General features: G+C 57.4%; 15 protein-coding genes. 8 read left to right on the top strand and 7 right to left on the bottom strand.

The window, feature by feature from the left end; all coding sequences use genetic code 11:
• Window positions 1-70 precede the first annotated feature (70 nt).
• Complete coding sequence (locus LC094_RS08115; protein WP_226551631.1) at window positions 71-1,660, bottom strand: PAS-domain containing protein; 1,590 nt, start codon at window positions 1,658-1,660, stop codon at window positions 71-73.
• 105 nt (window positions 1,661-1,765) lie between these two features.
• A complete protein-coding gene (gene regB, locus LC094_RS08110) occupies window positions 1,766-3,160 on the bottom strand; it encodes a sensor histidine kinase RegB (RefSeq protein ID WP_226551629.1) in 1,395 nt (464 codons plus the stop codon).
• A gap of 147 nt (window positions 3,161-3,307) precedes the next feature.
• On the opposite strand from regB, the gene LC094_RS08105 reads away from it, so the two are divergent.
• A complete protein-coding gene (locus tag LC094_RS08105; protein ID WP_226551626.1) occupies window positions 3,308-3,937 on the top strand; it encodes an SCO family protein in 630 nt (209 codons plus the stop codon).
• 85 nt (window positions 3,938-4,022) lie between these two features.
• Entirely contained in the window at window positions 4,023-4,577 is a 555-nt protein-coding gene (locus LC094_RS08100) for an ActR/PrrA/RegA family redox response regulator transcription factor (RefSeq protein WP_219783301.1), read from the top strand.
• Here the strand turns inward: LC094_RS08100 and LC094_RS08095 are convergent.
• Window positions 4,574-5,467, bottom strand: coding sequence for a LysR family transcriptional regulator (locus tag LC094_RS08095; RefSeq protein WP_226551624.1), 894 nt, complete (start codon window positions 5,465-5,467; stop codon window positions 4,574-4,576). The genes LC094_RS08100 and LC094_RS08095 overlap by 4 nt on opposite strands.
• A 267-nt stretch (window positions 5,468-5,734) precedes the next feature.
• On the bottom strand, window positions 5,735-6,337 hold the full coding sequence (locus LC094_RS08090) for an HD domain-containing protein (RefSeq protein ID WP_226551622.1): 603 nt from the start codon (window positions 6,335-6,337) through the stop codon (window positions 5,735-5,737).
• Window positions 6,338-6,498: 161 nt separating this feature from the next.
• Between LC094_RS08090 and ahcY the strand changes: the two genes are divergently transcribed.
• From ahcY to LC094_RS08075, 3 genes are all read left to right on the top strand, one after another.
• On the top strand, window positions 6,499-7,887 hold the full coding sequence (ahcY, locus tag LC094_RS08085; RefSeq protein ID WP_226551620.1) for an adenosylhomocysteinase: 1,389 nt from the start codon (window positions 6,499-6,501) through the stop codon (window positions 7,885-7,887).
• Between the two features lie 60 nt (window positions 7,888-7,947).
• Complete coding sequence (locus LC094_RS08080; protein ID WP_226551618.1) at window positions 7,948-8,643, top strand: extensin-like domain-containing protein; 696 nt, start codon at window positions 7,948-7,950, stop codon at window positions 8,641-8,643.
• A gap of 154 nt (window positions 8,644-8,797) precedes the next feature.
• Window positions 8,798-9,139 carry a DUF2853 family protein gene (locus LC094_RS08075; protein WP_226551609.1) on the top strand — a complete coding sequence of 114 codons (342 nt, stop codon included), beginning with the start codon at window positions 8,798-8,800 and terminating at the stop codon, window positions 9,137-9,139.
• A gap of 275 nt (window positions 9,140-9,414) precedes the next feature.
• Here LC094_RS08075 and LC094_RS08070 read toward each other — a convergent pair whose 3' ends face one another.
• The 3 genes from LC094_RS08070 to LC094_RS08060 are packed head-to-tail and all read right to left on the bottom strand — an operon-like array spanning window position 9,415 to window position 11,081.
• The gene (locus tag LC094_RS08070) at window positions 9,415-9,837 is read right to left on the bottom strand and encodes an EVE domain-containing protein (RefSeq protein ID WP_226551608.1); all 423 of its coding nucleotides are present in this window, start codon (window positions 9,835-9,837) and stop codon (window positions 9,415-9,417) included.
• Window positions 9,834-10,109: a YciI family protein gene (locus LC094_RS08065; protein ID WP_226551606.1), complete on the bottom strand. Its 276-nt coding sequence runs from the start codon at window positions 10,107-10,109 to the stop codon at window positions 9,834-9,836. The genes LC094_RS08070 and LC094_RS08065 overlap by 4 nt, the downstream gene beginning before the upstream one ends.
• Window positions 10,110-10,112: 3 nt before the next feature.
• Complete coding sequence (locus LC094_RS08060; protein ID WP_226551604.1) at window positions 10,113-11,081, bottom strand: NAD(P)H-dependent glycerol-3-phosphate dehydrogenase; 969 nt, start codon at window positions 11,079-11,081, stop codon at window positions 10,113-10,115.
• Here LC094_RS08060 and LC094_RS08055 point away from each other — a divergent pair.
• From LC094_RS08055 to LC094_RS08045, 3 genes are all read left to right on the top strand, one after another.
• Window positions 10,970-11,929 carry a uroporphyrinogen-III synthase gene (locus LC094_RS08055; protein ID WP_319003282.1) on the top strand — a complete coding sequence of 320 codons (960 nt, stop codon included), beginning with the start codon at window positions 10,970-10,972 and terminating at the stop codon, window positions 11,927-11,929. The two genes, LC094_RS08060 and LC094_RS08055, sit on opposite strands and share 112 nt — an antisense overlap.
• A gap of 83 nt (window positions 11,930-12,012) precedes the next feature.
• Entirely contained in the window at window positions 12,013-13,188 is a 1,176-nt protein-coding gene (locus LC094_RS08050) for a hypothetical protein (RefSeq protein WP_226551602.1), read from the top strand.
• 14 nt (window positions 13,189-13,202) lie between these two features.
• Complete coding sequence (locus LC094_RS08045) at window positions 13,203-14,693, top strand: heme biosynthesis protein HemY (RefSeq protein WP_226551600.1); 1,491 nt, start codon at window positions 13,203-13,205, stop codon at window positions 14,691-14,693.
• Window positions 14,694-14,758: the final 65 nt, after the last annotated feature.

The following is a 14,758-nucleotide window of genomic DNA, read 5'->3' as shown; positions in this document are numbered from 1 at the left end:
ATCAGACGTGTGGTGTCTGATTTTAGGCCCCCTCACAGTGGACACAAGGGCAAGACGTCACGCACCCGCGTCACAACTCGATAAACTGCGTGTCATGCGCCTGCGGACGAAGGGTTGGACGCAGCGCGCTTGGCCGTTCTTCCGGGGAAAAGCCAATGAGGGTTTGTCCGGACGGCAAGGGAACGAAGCGGCAATTCAGACGACGACCGTCCCACAGGCGGGTTTGGCTGATCCATTCGCTGCGCTCTCCGGCACGGCTCACGAAATCGCGAAGCTCACCCCACATCGGAGTGGGCGCACATTTCGCATGCCAGACGCGGGTCGCATCCGTAATGCTGGTTTCGCGAATGCCTTCCATTTGCTCGAGGCGCCAGAGGCTTGTGTAGGCGGAATTCGCCATGATCAGCATGCCCTCGCTGGAAAAGACCGCAATGGCTTCCGAGAGACTGTCCAGAACCGCTTGTCCGGTTTCGATTTCGGAACGGAAACGACGGGTCAGGGACATTTCTGCGGAGATGTCTTCGAACAGGAACGCGATGGCGCCATCGGGGTGCGGGCGTCCGGAAATCCGATAGGTCATGCCGCCCGGAAGGGTCCAAACCTCTTCATAGGTGCCATCTTCGGCGGCGTTTTCCAGGGCGGCCATCTCCTGACGCCAGGATTTGTAATCCTTGGGTTCCGGCATCATCTGGCTGTCGCGCAGGCGATCCAAAAAGGAGGTCAAAGCCGGACGCGTGATCAGGAATTCAGCAGGCAAAGAGGTTAGATCCGTCAGGGCCGGATTGAACAGCGCAAGCCGACGATTGCGGTCAAAAACCGCCAAACCAATGGTCAGATGCGAGAAGGTTTTCGTCAGCGTTTGCGTGAACTCGCGCAGAGTTTCCTCGGCTTTCACGGTGCGATCCGCACTGCTGCCGGTATAGAGATAATCCTCACCGATTTTGAATCGGTAAATGTCATACCAATGCGCATCGCCGGCCTTATCTTTCAGGTTAAGGCGACGGGATTCACTCGCACCGGTGTTGGCCAGCAAATGCGTCTCGAAAAGCGATGCGGGCGGCCAGCTCGGGACATCGTTGTCGTCCGAAAGACTGTCTGCGAGAGAGATATAGGCACTGTTGGCCCAGCTGATCGTGCCATCTTCAAGCTCGCGCCAGACGAGGAAGGGCACGTGTTCCGTGGTCGCCCGCAGTGTTTCCAGCTCTTGTTCCATCGCCATGAGAGAATGACGATCCATGTCGATATGGCTGTGCCCCGTTTCGTGATCGATCAGGGTGATCCGCGCCAATCCGTTGCGCCATTCACACTGAAGCACGGCACTCCCGTCGCGGGACTCGAGAATGATTTTGCCGCGTTCTGCCAGTTCGGCGATCTCATGCTGAAGCGTCGGGAATTTGGTGATCATGACGGACAAAAGCCGTGACCAATCGGACCCCACATCGACGGCAGCGGCCATGACGCTATGTGCGGAAGGCGTGGCATTCACGAGGTTTTCGTCATCGAAGAGAAAAACGATGCCGTTGTCCTGCGTGTCGAGCGCGATCGCCTTTTCCTCTTCCTTGCGACTGGCCAGCCAGGCGAGGCTGTAGAGCACAAGAAAGGCGACGCCGAGACTACCGGCGAGCAGGATGGCCAAGGTGATCAGGAGGTCGACTGACATGTGATTCCCATCAAACAGCGATGCGTTTACGATGGGCGGAGTGTGGGAAATTTTAGTTAACGCTCCGTTAAAACAGGTATCCAAACCCTAAAGAAGCCGCTCGATTTACGCTTTGAGTGGCGTGTTTTCTCCCAAGGCCTTGTTTTGTTCTCCCTCTGGAACGCCGATGAGGTCTCGTCGCCAGCTCAGCTCAACAATCGCCCCGGAACGACGCCCGGCGTGCAGATGCATATCGTGCCGATCTGAGCCATTCGCAAAACTCATCTCTGCGCCGGTACGCTCCAAAAGCGTTTTTGCGATAAAGAGCCCAAGCCCCATACCTTTGTAGCCGGGCCGCTTTTCGACCTCTTTCTCCGAACGCCTGTGTCGCATGAAGGGATCGCCAATGCGGCCGATCACTGAGGGTGGAAAACCAGCCCCATCGTCGATGATCCGAAGTGTGATGCGGCGTTTGCTCCACAGGATGTCGACCCAAACCGTGGTTTCGCAAAAATCCACAGCGTTCTGGATCAGGTTGCGCATCCCATGAATGATTTCCGGACGGCGATAGACATAGGGCTGCTCTGAGCCGTCTTCCGATCCCAACACTTCGAGATTGACGGTTTTGCCGCGGCTGGTGTGGGGCTGTGCCGCTTCCTCGATCACGGCTTGCAGGGGCGCAAAACGCATATGCAAATCGTCCTTCCCCGCCTGCCCCATCGAATGAAGGATGTCACGACAGCGATCCGCCTGCTCGTTGATCAGCTGAGCGTCCTCGCGCAGAAGGTCATGGTCCTTGAGATCGTCGACCAGCTCGCTGGACACAAGTTTGATGGTTGCAAGCGGCGTTCCCAATTCATGCGCAGCCGCCGCCACAACACCGCCGATGTCGGTGAGTTTCTGTTCGCGGGTCAAGGCCATCTGAGTGGCCAGAAGCGCCTGCGACATGGTATGAATTTCCGAGGTCACGCGCCAGGAAAATACACCGAGGAACAGCACGCCGATGACGATGGCGGCCCAATTCCCAAAGAGGAAAATGTCGGGAATGATCAGCTCAGCCCCATCGGCCATATGCAAGGGCACATGATAGAGGGCCAGAAGAGTCACAAAGGTGATGGCAACAGCGCCGTTGAAAATCGAGGATTTCGGCCGCAGCGCAGAGGCGGAGATCGACACGGGGGCGAGGATCAGCACAGAAAACGGATTTGTCAGGCCGCCGGAGAAATACAACAGGGCCGAAAGCTGTGTGATGTCGAAGAGCAACATCAAGGTCGCGCCGCGTTCGCTCAGCCGCGTGTTCTCCGGGTAAACGAAACTCGCAACGATATTGAGGATCACGGATGCGCCGATGACAATGGCGAAAAAGCCGATCTCCAAATGCAGGTTAAACAGAAAGATCGCGACCAGGATGCTGGCGATTTGACCGGAAATGGCGATCCAGCGCACGGCCACCAAAGTGCGCAGGCGCACCCAGTCGGATCGTCTTTCGACAGGTATCAGATCGTCTTTGGTTTCAAACATGCGTGTAATTGACCTTCTGCGGCATTAAGACCCTTGTGCAAGCCTTTTGCAATTGATCTGAGGGACGGAGCAAATGCAAAAGGCTATTCGCTGATGCACATCACGTGGCGTCAAGGCGATCAAGGCACTGCGCACAGGAGGATGAACATGTCTACGAAAACCATTGCCCTTGTGGCGACGACCGTGATGGCCGCTGTGATCGGTGGAAGTCTGTGGTTTGTCACCCGCCCTGTCGGCGATGATGCCTTTGCGCAATGCCGGGCGTCTGCTGTCAGTGGCGGCGCCGGTGCGATTGGCGGGCCTTTCGAGCTGGTGCGCGAAGATGGCGTGACCGTCACGGATCAGGATGTCTTCACCAAGCCGACGATCCTCTATTTCGGGTACACCTTTTGCCCCGATGTCTGCCCGCTCGACAATATGCGCAACGCCGATGCTCTGCGCATTCTTGATGAGCGCGGCTACGATGCGCAGACGGCTTTCATCTCCATTGACCCGGAGCGCGACACGCCCGAGGTGGTCAATGAATTCACCTCGCTGTTTCATGACAACATGATCGGCCTCACCGGCTCGCCGGAACAGGTGAAAGCGGCCTCCATGGCCTATAAAACCTACTACAAGAAGCAGGAAGACGGCGATCCGGAATACTATCTCGTCGATCACTCGACGTTCACCTATCTGGTGTTCCCGGAGGTCGGATTTGTCGATTTCTTCAAGCGCGACGATACGCCGGAACAGATGGCGGATCGTGTGGCCTGTTTCATGGATGCCGCTGAGTAACAGCAGGGTAAAAATTGACCCTGCCTTAGAGGCGTTCTAAAACACATCTAAATTATCAGATTTATGCGATGGCGGGAGATCCGGGATGGACGCGGACGAGATTTTGGAACTGGGCGCAGACAAGTCGCTTTTGTTGGTCGATGACGACGAACCGTTTCTGCGTCGCCTCGCGCGCGCCATGGAAAAACGCGGCTTTGATGTCGAAATGGCCGGGTCCGTCGCCGCAGGCAAAGCCATCGCAACTGCGCGTCCGCCGGCCTATGCCGTGGTCGATCTGCGGTTGGAAGATGGCAATGGCCTCGATGTGGTCGAAGTTCTGCGTGAAAAACGCCCGGACAGCCGCATCGTCGTTTTGACCGGTTATGGTGCCATTGCGACGGCTGTCGCGGCCGTGAAAATCGGCGCGACGGATTATCTGTCGAAACCTGCCGATGCGAATGACATTGTGCACGCGCTGGTCTCCACCGGCGATGAACTGCCGCCGCCGCCGGAAAATCCGATGTCCGCTGATCGTGTGCGTTGGGAACATATCCAGCGGGTCTATGAGCTTTGCGACCGCAATGTTTCGGAAACGGCTCGCCGCCTCAATATGCACCGCCGCACGCTTCAACGCATCTTGGCAAAACGCTCGCCGCGCTAAGTGGCGCTGGGCGCAAGTGTCTTGAGCCAGTCGATGAAGACGCGGGTTGAATTGCGCTCCACGCCCTTCGGGGTGGCGGCGTAATAGGTGAACCTCTGGCTCAGTTCATAGGGCAAGCGAACCAAGGCGCCGCTCGCCAGATCGTCACTGACCGCGATCTCCGAGACAAAGGTCAGACCCACACCGCGCATCACCGCCTGAACACTTTCGGCCTGCCCCTCAATGTAAATCGCAGGGAGGAGCCCGGGTTCCAAACCACATTCACGGTAGAGATCATCGTCATTGTATTGGGTTCGCGATTTGATCCAAGGCATGACGCTAAGCGGCAAGTCGTTCATGTTGCCGCCATGTTTGTTGATCAGGATCGGACTGGCGACAAGAATGACGCGGGTGGTCCAAAGATATTCGACATCAAGACCCGGCCAGTCCCCCTTGCCGGTTCGGATCCCCAGATCAAACTGCTGACGCTTGAGATCATCGACAGAGCCGGAGGGGGTCAGGGAAACGGGAATATCCGGGTGTGCGTCCCAAAACTGACCCAGCCGTGGGATAATAAAGGCATAGGACAACGCGGGTGTGCAGGTGACGCGCAATCCGCGCGAGGCAGGTGTGCCGCGCAGGCGCTCGATCCCCTCGGCAATCGTTGAAAACCCGTCTGATAGGGAGGTCGCCAACTGACGGCCGGAAACGGTGAGACCCATCCCGCGCCCCTCGCGCTGTAACAGGGTCAGCCCCAACTCCTTTTCAAGTGCACGGACCTGTTGTGTGATCGCCGCATGGGTCACGTTCAGTGCCGCGCCTGCCGCTGTGAAACTGCCCAGACGGGCGGTGGCCTCAAAGGCCCTGAGGCTCGAAAGAGAGGGAATGCGGCGCCAGTCGATCTCGGTCATATGTTAGATATTCTTACAATTTGAAAAAATCCCTGAGTGGGATGTATCAAATATAATTGGTAGATCGCCGATGTGTCGAGCTTTTCGGGAGAAAACCAATGTTACACATCATGGCCACGGAACTGATGTCTGCGCAGGATGCACCCTCACCCGAGCTGCATCATCGCCGTGCTTTTATGGCCAATCGGCGCCTCGCACGACAAACCGCCCGTGCAGCATGGTTTGCCAAACTGAGGGCAATGCCTGAAAAGCTCGGTTTTTCACAGGTCAAAGTGCCGCCATCAGCGCCGCATGGCGCGCGGTAAAGGCTTTGCGGGTTTCGACTGGTGGGCGTAGGTGAAGGTTCAGATCGCCGACCAAATCGGGGTTCATTTTGCCGAAGAGCTTGTTGCTCTCCTCAATGGAAAATCCGGCAATCTGAGTGGCCTCCAGCCAAGCCGACACCATATCCGCCTTTTTGATCTTTTTCTTGATCGTCACCGGAATTTTCGCCGGTAGCCCAAAGCGAATGTGGATCGCGGCGGTCAGGCGATCATCCAACTCGCCGTAATCAGGCCCAATCGCGGCTTTGACCGGTGAAATCATATCGCCGATCACATATTCCGGGGCGTCATGCAAAAGTGCGGCAAGCTGCCATTTGATCGGTTCATTGGGATAGAGACGGCGAAAAATCTCCTCGACCAGAATGGAATGTTCGGCGACCGAATAGGCGTAATCGCCCGAGGTTTGCCCATTCCAACGCGCTACAAAGGCCAGACCATGGGCAATATCCTCGATCTCGATGTCCATCGGTGTCGGGTCCAGCAGGTCGAGCCTGCGGCCGGAAAGCATCCGTTGCCATGCACGGGGCTGAGTGCGAGATTGAGCCATGTCGTCCTCATGTCTGTTTGGAGAACTAGGTAACTCCGCCTTAACGGCGTTTCCATATTTTTTCCGACCTTAACCCGAAATCAATGGCTCTGCGTTGTAAGGACGGTGTCAAGCTGATAACCAGCGCCCAAGTTAACCATGTTATGCAGGAGCCACGATCCATGGCCACCGACTATATCGTCAAAGACATCTCTCTCGCGGATTTTGGGCGCAAGGAGCTTGATATCGCGGAAACGGAAATGCCGGGGCTCATGGCGCTCCGCGAAGAATATGGCGCCGGCAAACCGCTTAAAGGCGCGCGCATCGTCGGCTCTTTGCACATGACGATCCAGACCGCTGTTCTGATCGAGACGCTGGTCGATCTGGGCGCCGATGTGCGCTGGGCCTCGTGCAATATCTTCTCGACCCAGGATCACGCGGCGGCGGCGATTGCGGCGGCGGGCATTCCAGTCTTTGCCGTGAAAGGCCAAAGCCTTGAAGAACATTGGGATTATCTCGACAAATCCTTCCAGTTCGCCGACGGCCCGAACATGATCCTCGATGACGGTGGCGATGCGACGCTCTATATCCTGCTCGGCGCGCGTGCCGAAGCCGGCGAGGATGTGATCGCCGTGCCGACTTCTGACGAAGAGGTGGTGATCAAGGCGCAGATCAAGAAACGCATGGCGGAAACCCCCGGTTGGTTCACCAAGATGCGCGACCAGATCAAAGGCGTGTCCGAGGAAACCACCACCGGCGTGCATCGCCTCTACGATCTGGTGAAAAAGGGCCAGCTCCCCTTCCCCGCGATCAACGTGAACGACTCGGTGACCAAGTCGAAATTCGACAACAAATACGGCTGTAAAGAATCGCTCGTCGACGGCATCCGCCGTGCGACCGACGTGATGATGGCCGGTAAAGTGGCTGTCGTCTGTGGGTATGGCGATGTGGGCAAAGGCTCGGCGGCCTCCCTGCGGGGTGCTGGCGCGCGTGTGAAAGTGACCGAAGCCGACCCGATCTGTGCGCTTCAGGCCGCGATGGATGGCTTCGAAGTTGTGCTTCTCGAAGAGGTCGCGGGTGACGCGGATATTTTCATCACCACGACCGGCAACAAGGACGTGATCCGCATCGAGCACATGCGTGCGATGAAGGATATGGCCATCGTCGGCAACATTGGCCACTTCGACAATGAAATTCAGGTCGCGGCGCTCAAGAACCACAAATGGACCAACATCAAGGATCAGGTGGATATGATCGAAATGCCGTCTGGCAGCCGGATCATCCTCTTGTCCGAGGGGCGTTTGTTGAACCTTGGCAACGCGACGGGTCACCCGTCTTTCGTGATGTCTGCGTCGTTCACCAATCAGGTTTTGGCTCAAATGGAACTTTGGACCAATGGCGAAAACTACCAGAACGACGTCTACATCCTGCCGAAGCACCTCGACGAAAAAGTGGCGCGTCTGCATCTGGGTCGTATTGGCGTCAAGCTGACGACGCTGAGCAAGGAACAGGCCGATTACATCGGTGTGGCGGTCGAAGGCCCGTTCAAACCGGAGCATTACCGCTATTAAGGGCGCTGGCCCGAGATGCGCTCCAAGAAACCATATGAGACGCCACCCGCAGGACTGTGGGTGGCGCTTGTTTTTCTGCTATTGGGCGGCATTGCCTATATCGGCTGGTATGTTCTGACCCAACCAAACTCGCCTTTGCCGCGCGGTTGGAATCCACTTGTGCCGCTGCATGTGCAAGACGATGTGACGCCGTTCACGAAAATGAAACTTGCCCGTGCTGAAAGTTCGTTGGACAGCTGCCTTGCCGCGCTGGACGGCGCGGCAAGTGTCGTGGCGATGGCGCCCCTTGAGGCCGCAGGCGGGTGCGGGATCGAGGATCGTGTAACGTTGTCCACTGTCGGTGAAAGCCGGATCGACCCGCTGCAAACCAGCTGCGCCATTGCGCTGCGCACTGCGATGTGGGAACGCCATGGTTTGCAACCCGCTGCCGAAGAAATCTTTGGCGCGTCCATCAGCGTTCTGCGCCAGATTGGCAGCTATAATTGCCGCCCGATCCGAACGCCTAACGGCACGTCCTCACGCCTGAGCACGCATGCGACAGGCGAGGCCATCGACATCACGGGGTTTGATCTCTCGGACGGAACGCGAATGCGCTTGATTTCCGATTGGGACGGGGATGCGCAGAAAGCGGCCTTTCTACGCGCGGCGCGGGAGAGTGCCTGCACATGGTTCGCGACAACGCTGTCGCCGGAGTACAACAGCCTTCACGCGGATCATTTCCACCTGCAGTCTCGCGGCTGGGGCGCCTGTCGTTAAAGCGTTCTGATCAGAGAAATACAAAACGCTTTGGTTGCGGTGAGAATTGGGTCAAATTTGTCCTTTCTTCACTCCGGATATGCCACTACCGTTCCCTCAGGCCGGAATTGGGCCAAATTATGATGTTGTTAAAGGACAAGGTTGGAGACTGCGAATGGGAAAACGTGACGAGCTTATCGCTAAATATGCCGAGGATCTGAAAACCAAATGCGGCATGGAGCCGGATATGGATTTGTTGACCAAAGTGACCATCGGTTGCGGTCCGGCGATCTACAACGACGATGCCTCCACGGTGGCCGCCTCTCAAGAGAGCGAGCTTGAAACCGTCAAGACCAACTTCCTCATCAAGAAACTCGGTCTCGCCGATGGCCCTGAGTTGATGGATGCGATCAAATCCGCGATCGACACCTATGGCCAGTCCGAACGCAACAAATACCGCGCCGTGTTCTACTACCTGCTGGTCAAGCACTTCGGCAAAGAGGCTGTCTACAGCTAAGATGTTCTGAGAACGTCTTGAAACGCCAAGCCGCCTCGCAAATCGGGGCGGCTTTTTCTATGTCAGCTGCCATGTGTTAAGCGGAGGTTTCAAAAACACTTCCAACCCGAATTACTTCGGATTTGCAGGGAATCGAGAAAACCCCTAGGTTGAATTTACCGGCTAGGATGGCCTGGACCCTTTTAAATTCGAACACGTGTGGTGCTAGGGAGCACGTGGGGTGGTGGAGGGTTCCGGGGGGTCGGAACCCTCCTTTTATTTTCAAGACTCGAAAATCAGGACGGATCGGTGTCGCCGAGTTCGCAGATGATTTTCCATTCCTCGTCTGTGACGGGCTGAACCGACAGGCGACTGTTGTTCACCAGGATCATATCTTTGAGACGCGGGTCTTCTTTGCACATGGCAAGCGTCACCGGTTTCGTGAACGGGCGCACCGCCTTGATGTCCACGCATTCCCAACGCGGATCATCGGCCTTGCTGTCGGGATGCGCCTCGGCACAGATCTCGACGATGCCAACGATCTCGGTTTCCTTGCGCGAATGGTAGAAAAAACCACGCTCGCCCAGCTTCATCGCCCGCATGTTGTTGCGGGCCTGATAGTTGCGCACGCCGTCCCATTCCTCGCCAACGTCACCTTTTGCGACCTGTTGATCCCAGGACCACACTTCAGCTTCGGATTTGAAAAGCCAGTAGCTCATCCGCCAATCACCCGATTCCAGGCCTCGATACGGACATCTGCAAAGAGCCCGGCCTTCGCGTAAGGGTCATTTGCAGCCCAATCCTGTGCGGCGGCCATATCTTCGACCTCAATGATGACCAAAGAGCCAGACATTTCGCCTGCGTCATTGAGGAACGGACCAGCTTGCTCGACCACGCCACAGCTCTTGAGGTATTCGACATGGTCCGGCCGCGTATCGAGGCGAATTTGGAGAGCGCCGGGTTTGTCGGTACAGATGACTGCGAATTTCATAGGTTATTCCCTTTTCAATGGGCGGGAGAGCAAGATCTCTACCGCTTCGGATATGGACACGGTTCCGTTTATAATCTGCGTGACCGCGCTTGTAATCGGCATATCAACACCGAGCGTTTGCGACAAATGCACAACGGCTTTTGCGGTGGCAACGCCTTCGACGGTGACGGATGGATCGATCTGCGCCCCCTGCCCGAGTTTCATTCCATGCGAATAGTTGCGGGATTTCTCGGAGGTGCAGGTCAGAACCAGATCGCCAAAGCCCGAAAGGCCTGAAAGCGTCGTGGGGTCGGCGCCAAGTTTGAACGCCAACCTCTGCATCTCGGCGAAGCCGCGGGTCATCAAGGCAGCGCGCGCGCTTTCGCCAAACCCGGCGCCGATGGCGAGGCCACAGGCGATGGCGATGACATTCTTGAGCGCGCCACCAAATTCGACCCCCAAAGGATCAAGGCTGGAATAGAGACGAATATTGTCGGTGCTCAGGCGCGATTGCAGCTCTTTGACCTGCGTGTTGTCGCGCGCGGCCAGCGTCAAAGCGGTGGGCAAGCCGTCGGCGATATCTACGGCGAATGATGGCCCGGACAGAATGGCGACTGTCGCGCTGGGTACGGTGTCTTCAAGCACGGCGAGAGGTCCGCGATCCGAGGAAAGATCGACACCTTTGCAGCAGGCAACAAGCGTTTTGTGCTGGAATAGGGTCTTATTTTCCTCTGCAAAGCCCGCAAGCTGTTGCATGGGAACGGCGAGCAAAAGGATCGGGGCCTTGGTGGCTTGGGGGAGAACGGAGGTGACGTGCAGGCTTTCGGGAAATGGTTTTCCCGTCAGTCGCCCTGTGTTTTCGCGGCGCTTTTGCATCTCTGATGCGGCGCTTTCAGAGCGTGCCCAAAGGTGAATATCACGCCCGGTTCGGGCCAGAGAGATGGCCAGAGCGGTTCCAAATGCACCGGCGCCAAGGACCGAAATCTCACTCACGACCTGTCTCTCCCCATGGTTATTGCAGAACTTGCGCGCGGCGAACCGCGCAGAACATGGCGGCACATGTTGTTCAACCCATGTTTGGGAGGTATCACCGTGGGAGGAGCCAGACAATCCCGAGACCGATTTTGACCTCACCCGTTCTGATCACACGCCCGAAAGAGGATGCGAAACGCCTCGCGCTGGCACTTGAGGCTTTGGGCCCTGATGTGCGCTGCATTCTCGCGCCCGTTATGGAGATCGTCGCGCTGCCTTTCGAATGTGTGGATCGGAATTTTGATCATCTTGTGCTCACATCTCGCCACGCTGTGTCAGCCGCGGCCCCCTTTCGAGGTGTGCCGACCTATTGCGTGGGAAAAGCCACGCGAGAGGCGGCGATGGCGCAGGGGCACGACGTTCGAGACGTCTTTTCCAACGCAGATGAACTGGTCGCAAACCTGTCGGCTCATGGCGCTGGTCATGCAATGCATTTGCATGGGCGCCATACGCGCGGTGAGATTGCAAAACGGCTGAGTTTGGCTGGATTAGAGACAAAATCCTGTATTGTATATGAGCAAAACCCACGACAATGGAGTGCGCCGGAGCGGCACGCGATTTTGGCGGAGGTGTCCCTCATCGTGCCTCTGTATTCGCCCAGATCGGCGTCGCTCACCGCAAAGCTGCTTGAGGATTTCAAAGGCGATTTGACCCTGATCGGCCTGTCCCAGGCCTGTCTCGATGCATGGGATGGTCCAAATCCCATGATAAGCCACTGCGTGGATCATCCCGATGGGGAAGCCATGCAGCAAGCCATTGCGTCGCAGCTGAGGGGATCACCGCTTGAGAGGGGCGATCACAGGGTCTAGGCTCTGATGATAAATGGAAGAATAGGTTCTGGATTCGAAAGGTGGATCACGTGTCAGGTGATAAGAAAACCCAGCAGGAAACTGTGAGTGACAAAACGGAACTCCCGCAGGATCAGGATGCTGTGACGACCGACGTTGCGGAGAATACGCCCGACGAAAAAGCAGAAGACGCCATCATCGAGGAAACCGAGACCACCGAGGAGGTGGAGGATATGCCGCAGGAGCCCAGTGAGGAGGCTGAAGCGGCAGAGATTTACACTGTTGGCGAGGTCTCAGAAGACAAGCCGGAGGAAACCCCCGAGGTCACACCCCCTGCCCCTGTCACCAAGGTCGTGAAGCGCGGAGGCTTTGTGCCTATGGTCTTGGGCGGGGTTGTCTGCGCCGCACTTGGCTATGCCGGCGCGCAGTTTCTCAAGCCGGAGGGCTGGCCTTTTCCCGGCGCAAATACCGAAGAGCTGACACAACAGATCACAGCTCTCGAAGGGCAAATCCAAGCCCTGGAGACGGTGGCGACGCAACGCGCAGAGGCGCAGCAAGCCGCGCTGGCCGATCTGGAAACCGAAATCGCGGCACAAGACAACAGTGCTCAATACGACACGCTCGCAGGGCAACTTGCGACATTCGAAGAGCGGATGACCCAAATCGAGGCCCGCCCCGTGGCTGAGGCGATCGTTTCTCCCGAAGCCACCGCAGCCTACGAGCGGCAGTTGGCGCAAATGCAAGATCTGCTCAATAGCGAGATCGCCCGATTGGAAGAGGCGAAAGAGCAATCCATCGCCGAAGAAACCGCTGCGCGGATTTCCACCGCAAAGGCCCGGCTTCAAACGTTGGTTGACGCGGGCGAGCCCTTTGATCAGGTGCTGGCCGAGATGAACACCGATGTTCCCGAGGTTTTGCAACAGGCGGCAGCGGAGGGCATCCCAAGCGTGACATCTCTTCAGGAGGGTTATTCCGAGGCGGCGCGTGACGCTTTGGTGGTCTCTTCGCGGGCGGCCTATGACGCGGGGGAACAAAGCTGGTTCCAAACTGCGCTGCAAACTCAAATCGGATTGCGGTCCACCAAACCGAAAGAGGGCGACGACGCGGATGCGATCCTGTCGCGCGCCGAGCAAGACGTGCGCGATGGCCTCTTTGCCAAGGCGATCACCACGCTCGGGGCGCTGCCCGAGGAAGGCAAAGCCGAGATGCAGGGGTGGATTGCAAACGCTCAAAAACGGGTGGATGTGATGACGGCCCTTGATGAATTTCTCGGTCAGTAAGAAAGGCGAAAAATATGCTCTGGTCCCTCGTGAAAATTGTTGTTTTCGTCATTCTCGTCGCGGCGCTGGCCTATGGCGGCACGGTTTTGATGGAAACCGAAGGCGGCGCGCAGATCGCTTTTGGCAGCTACGAAATCACCCTAACCCCGCTCAAGGCGGTACTGGCTCTGATCGCGCTGATCGTCGCGATTTATGTGGCACTGAAACTGCTTGGCCTTTTGGTTGCCGTCGCGCGGTTCCTGCTGGGCGATGAAACCGCAATCTCCCGCTATTTCGACCGCAATCGTGAGAAAAAGGGGATCGAAGCGGTGACGGACGGCATGATGGCGCTGGCCTCTGGCGACGGTCGTCTTGCGCTGGCCAAAGCGTCTAAGGCGGAGAAATATCTTCAGAAACCCGAGCTGACGAACCTTTTGAAAGCTCAGGCCGCGGTCATGAATGGCGATAAACTGACGGCTGAACGGGCCTTCAAACAGTTGGTGACCGACGAACGCACCCGGTTTGTGGGCGTTCAGGGCATCATGAAGCAAAAGCTCGAAGAGGGTGACACGGATACGGCGCTCAAATTGGCGGAGAAAGCCTTTGCTCTGAAGCCGAAACATGTCGAGACGCAGGACATTCTCCTCAGGCTACAGGCCGAAAAAGGTGATTGGTCTGCCGCGCGCTCTACGCTCTCGGCCAAGCTGAAACACGGCGCAATTCCGCGCGATGTGCACAAACGCCGCGACGCTGTGCTTGCGCTGTCGCAGGCGAAGGGCGTGTTCGAGAAAGGCGCCAGCATCGAGTCCCGAGAGGCGGCGATTGAAGCCAACAAAAAGTCCCCGGATTTGATCCCGGCGGCAGTGATGGCCTCCGACGAATATGTCGCGGAAGGCAAACAACGTCAGGCCGCGCGCGTGATCAAAAAGGCTTGGGAGGCTCAGCCCCACCCGGACCTTGCGGCCGCTTTCGCCCGGATTGAACCGAATGAGACGCCGGAGCAACGCATCAAACGCTTTGCCGCTTTGACCAAGGTGCACCCCGAGAACCCGGAAAGCCAAATGCTCGCTGCCGAGCTTTATATTGCCGCCGAAGATTTCCCTGCCGCACGTCGGGCGCTGGGCGATCTGGCGGAGATGAATCCGACGGCGCGCAGTCTCACCATTCTGGCTGCGATTGAGCGTGGCGAAGGCGCCGAGGATGTCGTGGTGCGAGGTTGGCTGACACGCGCGCTGACGGCGCCGCGTGGTCCGCAGTGGGTTTGTGACAATTGCCAGACGATCCATGCGGAATGGGCACCTGTCTGCGATCAATGCGGTGGCTTTGACACGCTGAGCTGGCGTAAACCGACTCACTCCGAGGTGGCCATGCCCGCAGGCACGGAAATGTTGCCGATGATCGTCGGCGCCATGCCGGAACCCGTGGTTGAGCCCGACGATTCCGATGAGGATGAGCTGGAAGAATCCGCCACAATGGTCGATGTGACCCCTGCGGATGAAAAGGAAACGGAAAAGGGTGCAAATTAGGGCTACACACCTCTGAAAGAGGGTGATAAAGACCCGTTCACGCCGAAAGCGCGCTTTCGGCAAAG

Origin of the sequence: Celeribacter naphthalenivorans, assembly GCF_020524585.1 — a bacterium.
Lineage (GTDB): Bacteria > Pseudomonadota > Alphaproteobacteria > Rhodobacterales > Rhodobacteraceae > Celeribacter > Celeribacter naphthalenivorans.
The sequence above is the reverse complement of the archived record's forward strand: the minus strand, read 5'-3'. Positions and strand labels throughout refer to the sequence as shown.

Coding starts and splice junctions, on each gene's coding strand:
- LC094_RS08075 (WP_226551609.1), top strand. CDS start 8,798: ATGGGAAAACGTGACGAGCTTATCGCTAAATATGCCGAGGATCTGAAA.
- LC094_RS08065 (WP_226551606.1), bottom strand. CDS start 10,109: ATGAAATTCGCAGTCATCTGTACCGACAAACCCGGCGCTCTCCAAATT.
- LC094_RS08045 (WP_226551600.1), top strand. CDS start 13,203: ATGCTCTGGTCCCTCGTGAAAATTGTTGTTTTCGTCATTCTCGTCGCG.
- LC094_RS08055 (WP_319003282.1), top strand. CDS start 10,970: ATGCGGCGCTTTCAGAGCGTGCCCAAAGGTGAATATCACGCCCGGTTC.
- ahcY (WP_226551620.1), top strand. CDS start 6,499: ATGGCCACCGACTATATCGTCAAAGACATCTCTCTCGCGGATTTTGGG.
- LC094_RS08095 (WP_226551624.1), bottom strand. CDS start 5,467: ATGACCGAGATCGACTGGCGCCGCATTCCCTCTCTTTCGAGCCTCAGG.
- LC094_RS08115 (WP_226551631.1), bottom strand. CDS start 1,660: ATGTCAGTCGACCTCCTGATCACCTTGGCCATCCTGCTCGCCGGTAGT.
- LC094_RS08105 (WP_226551626.1), top strand. CDS start 3,308: ATGTCTACGAAAACCATTGCCCTTGTGGCGACGACCGTGATGGCCGCT.
- LC094_RS08070 (WP_226551608.1), bottom strand. CDS start 9,837: ATGAGCTACTGGCTTTTCAAATCCGAAGCTGAAGTGTGGTCCTGGGAT.
- regB (WP_226551629.1), bottom strand. CDS start 3,160: ATGTTTGAAACCAAAGACGATCTGATACCTGTCGAAAGACGATCCGAC.
- LC094_RS08100 (WP_219783301.1), top strand. CDS start 4,023: ATGGACGCGGACGAGATTTTGGAACTGGGCGCAGACAAGTCGCTTTTG.
- LC094_RS08090 (WP_226551622.1), bottom strand. CDS start 6,337: ATGGCTCAATCTCGCACTCAGCCCCGTGCATGGCAACGGATGCTTTCC.